Source organism: Kitasatospora sp. NPDC057692, from assembly GCF_042799475.1.
GTDB lineage: Bacteria > Actinomycetota > Actinomycetes > Streptomycetales > Streptomycetaceae > Kitasatospora.
Map to the genome: position 1 here is coordinate 84,642 of NZ_JBHVIV010000034.1, position 3,331 is coordinate 87,972.

Consider the following 3,331-nt stretch of genomic DNA (forward strand, 5'->3'; position numbering starts at 1 on the left):
GGGGGGGGGGGGGGGTGGGACGCTGGGTGGGGCCGGACGCTGGGTGGCGGGGCGGGGGCCCCCCCGGACCCGCTCCGCGCCGCGTCGACGCGCGGTTTCGCACCGCTCCCCCCGATCGCCCCGGACTCCCGCCGTCCCCCCTGGCACAGCTCTCCGGCGAGAGCGTTCCGCACAGGCCCGGCAAGCCCCCTTGAAGTGGGGCGTCGTTGATCGTTACGGTAACAAACCGCATGGTTGGTTTGTCAATGCCCAAATCCACGGAACATCCACAATCGGGGATGGGGGTCCGGATGGCAAGGGGTGCCGGGGAGGGGGCGGGAAACGGCTGATGGGGCCCGGTCGTTCGGATGCCGCCGGTGGTGCCGGGGCGGGACGGGGGCGTTCGTTCGGAATCCGACATTCCGAACGGGGTGTCGGTATCAGCGGAGCAGCCGGCGCTCCTTGGCGACGGCCACCGCGCCGGACCGGGTGTCGACGCCCAACTTGTCGTAGATCCGGCCCAGGTGGGTCTTCACGGTCGCCTCGCTGATGAACAGCGCGCGGGCGATCTCCCGGTTGCCGAGCCCCTGGGCGAGCTGGGCGAGGATGTCCGTCTCACGCTCGGTGAGCTGCGGCGCCGGGGCCCGCATCTGCGCCATGACCCGGGAGGCGACCGGCGGCGAGAGCACCGTCCGGCCCCGCGCGGCCGAGTGCACCGCGGCGAACAGCTCCTCCGGCCGCTCGGCCTTCAGCAGGTACCCGGTCGCGCCCGCGCCGATCGCCCGGGTGATGTCGGCGTCGGTGTCGTAGGTGGTCAGGACCAGGACGTGCGGGGCGTCCGGAGCCGCGGTGATCCGGCGGGTGGCCTCCACGCCGTCGATGCCGTCGCCGAGCTGGAGGTCCATCAGCACCACCTGCGGGGCCAGCCGGGCCGCCAGCTCGACCGCCTCCTCGCCGCTGCTCGCCTCGCCGACCACCTCGATGTCGCCGGCGCTGGCCAGCAGGGCGAGCAGGCCGGCCCGGACCACGGCGTGGTCGTCGCAGACCAGCAGCCGGACCGGGGACGGGACGGGGGTGGCGTTCATCGGACTGCTCCAGGGCCTAGAGGCGGTCGGGGGTGAGCGGGACGGCCGCGGAGACCACGGTCCCCTCGCCGGGGGCGCTCTCCACGGTCAGGGTGCCACCGAGCTGGCGCAGCCGGGCGCGCATGGCCGGCAGGCCGTGGCCGCGGCCGGCGGAGGACGGCGAGGGGGGAGGGGGCGAGGCGGGGGCGAAGCCGCGGCCGTCGTCGGCGATGTCCAGGACGGCCTGGTCGCCGAGGAAGGAGAGGGTCAGCGCGGCGGCCGAGGCCCCGGCGTGCTCGCGGACGTTGGCCAGCGCCCCCTGGGCGATCCGCAGCAGCGCCGACTGGGCGGCCGCGGGCAGCGGCACCGGCGCGCCGTCCAGGTGGAAGCGGACCGGCAGCCCGCTCTCGGCGGACTCCCGCTCGGCGAGCGAGCGCAGCGCCTGGTCCAGGGTGCGGCCGTCGGCGAGCTCCGCGGGAGCGAGGTCGTGGACGAAGCGGCGGGCCTCGGCGAGGTTCCGGGCGGCCACCGCGGCGGCGGTGCGGACGTGGCGGCGGGCGGTGGCCGGGTCGCCCTCCCAGGTGCGGTCGGCCGCCTGGAGCAGCATCTGCTGGCTGGACAGGCCCTGGGCGAGGGTGTCGTGGATCTCCATCGCCAGCCGCTGGCGCTCGGCCAGCGTCCCCTCCCGCCGCTCGGTGGCGGCGAGCTCGCGCCGGGTGCGGACCAGGTCGGCGATCAGCGCGCGCTGCCGCTCGGCCTGCCGCTCCATGTACAGGAAGACGCCGGTGGCCAGCGCGGCGACGGCGGGCGGCAGCAGCAGGAGGTTGGCGTCCAGCGGGCCCGGCAGCCGGACCTCCCCGACGACCACCAGCAGGGTGAGCGCCGCGACCAGCGGGACCGCCGCCCGGGTGGGCAGCGTCCGCAGGGCCGTGTAGACCAGCGGGACGGCGCACCAGGAGAAGCTCGGCGCGATCACCACCAGGACCACCCAGAGCACCGTCACCACGGCCAGCGGCCAGGGGTGGCGGCGCTGCCCGGGGGCGGGCGGACGGCGGTGGGCGAGCCAGGAGCCGACCGGCTGGACGGTGGCCAGGACGGTGCTCAGGCCGATCACCCAGGGGATGCGCGGGTTGTCCGGGTGGTGGGTGAGGAAACGGCTGAGCGAGGTGGCGAGCAGGAGGAGGAAGGCGGAGTCGAGCAGCACGGCCAGCCGGCCGGCGTCCGGGTCGGGGGAGGCGGGGAGGACGGGCGGCTCGGGCAGGGGGCCGGGGTGGTGCACGGGGCCGCTCCTCGCTCTGTCCGTTCCGTTCGCTCCGGCCGCTCGGGCCACGGAGATCCTTCGATGGTGACCCCGCCCGGCCGGGGGCCGCATCAACCGATCGGCTGACGGGTCCGTCCTCCATCATGCCCGGGCGCGGTGTCCGGACCGCCGATGCGGCGCGGGGGGCCGGGAACGGAGGATCGAACCAGTCCCCACCACCGCCCATCCGACGAGGAGCCGGACCATGAAGAAGACCTCCGTTCGCGCCAAGGTGCTGACCGGCACCGTCGCCGCCGCCGCGCTGGCCGCCGCCACCGTCGGCGCCGTCTCCGCCAGCGCCGAGGCCACCGACACCCCGGCGGTCAGCGCCGCCGCGGTCAAGACCGACGCCCAGAACAAGAACCTCTCGCAGACCACCGGCCTGACCATCGAGGCCGCCACCAAGGCCGCCCAGGCCACGCTGGACGCGGCCACCAAGGCGGGCCAGCACGTCTCGGTCGCGGTCGTCGACCGCGACGGCGTCACCCGGGTGCTGCTGAAGGGCGACGGCGCCGGCCCGCAGGCGCCGGAGTCGGCCGTGCGCAAGGCGTTCACCGCGGTCTCCTGGAACGCGCCCACCTCGGAGCTGGCCAAGCGCCTCGCCCAGGCCCCGCAGCTGAAGGACATCCCGAACACCCTGTTCCTGGCCGGCGGTGCCCCGGTGCAGTCGAAGGGCGCCCCGGTCGCGGGCATCGGTGTCGCGGGTGCGCCCAGCGGCGACCTCGACGAGCAGTTCGCGCAGGCCGGCGTCCAGGCGCTCACCAAGTAGCCCCGACAGGGCGACACCGGCCGAACGGCCTGGCCGGGCAGGACCCGGCCGAGGACCGCCGGCCCGCGCCGAGGGCGCGGGACCGGCCCGGGGGGGGGGGGGGGGCCCCCCCCCCCCCCCCCCCCCCCCCCCCCCCCCCCCCCCCCCGCCCCCCCGGGGGGGGTGGGGGGGCCGGCGCCCGCGCGCCCCGGCGGGAAAAGAAAAAAAAAAAACAACACC

3 protein-coding genes are annotated in these 3,331 nt (G+C 76.4%); 1 reads left to right on the forward strand and 2 read right to left on the reverse strand.

Features of this window, described 5'->3' with window-relative positions; genetic code table 11:
* Nucleotides 1-419: 419 nt before the first annotated feature.
* Complete coding sequence (locus tag ACFVFS_RS20650; RefSeq protein ID WP_380626041.1) at nucleotides 420-1,064, reverse strand: response regulator; 645 nt, start codon at nucleotides 1,062-1,064, stop codon at nucleotides 420-422.
* A 16-nt stretch (nucleotides 1,065-1,080) separates the two neighbouring features.
* Nucleotides 1,081-2,322 (reverse strand): sensor histidine kinase, encoded by a 1,242-nt coding sequence (locus tag ACFVFS_RS20655; protein WP_380626042.1) that lies wholly within the window; start codon nucleotides 2,320-2,322, stop codon nucleotides 1,081-1,083.
* A gap of 226 nt (nucleotides 2,323-2,548) precedes the next feature.
* Here ACFVFS_RS20655 and ACFVFS_RS20660 point away from each other — a divergent pair, with 226 nt between their 5' ends.
* Nucleotides 2,549-3,112 carry a heme-binding protein gene (locus ACFVFS_RS20660; RefSeq protein ID WP_380626043.1) on the forward strand — a complete coding sequence of 188 codons (564 nt, stop codon included), beginning with the start codon at nucleotides 2,549-2,551 and terminating at the stop codon, nucleotides 3,110-3,112.
* The last annotated feature ends 219 nt before the right edge of the window (nucleotides 3,113-3,331 follow it).

Bases quoted from the DNA above. Each gene is read 5' to 3' on its own strand.
- ACFVFS_RS20650 (WP_380626041.1), bottom strand. From the start codon at position 1,064: ATGAACGCCACCCCCGTCCCGTCCCCGGTCCGGCTGCTGGTCTGCGAC.
- ACFVFS_RS20660 (WP_380626043.1), top strand. From the start codon at position 2,549: ATGAAGAAGACCTCCGTTCGCGCCAAGGTGCTGACCGGCACCGTCGCC.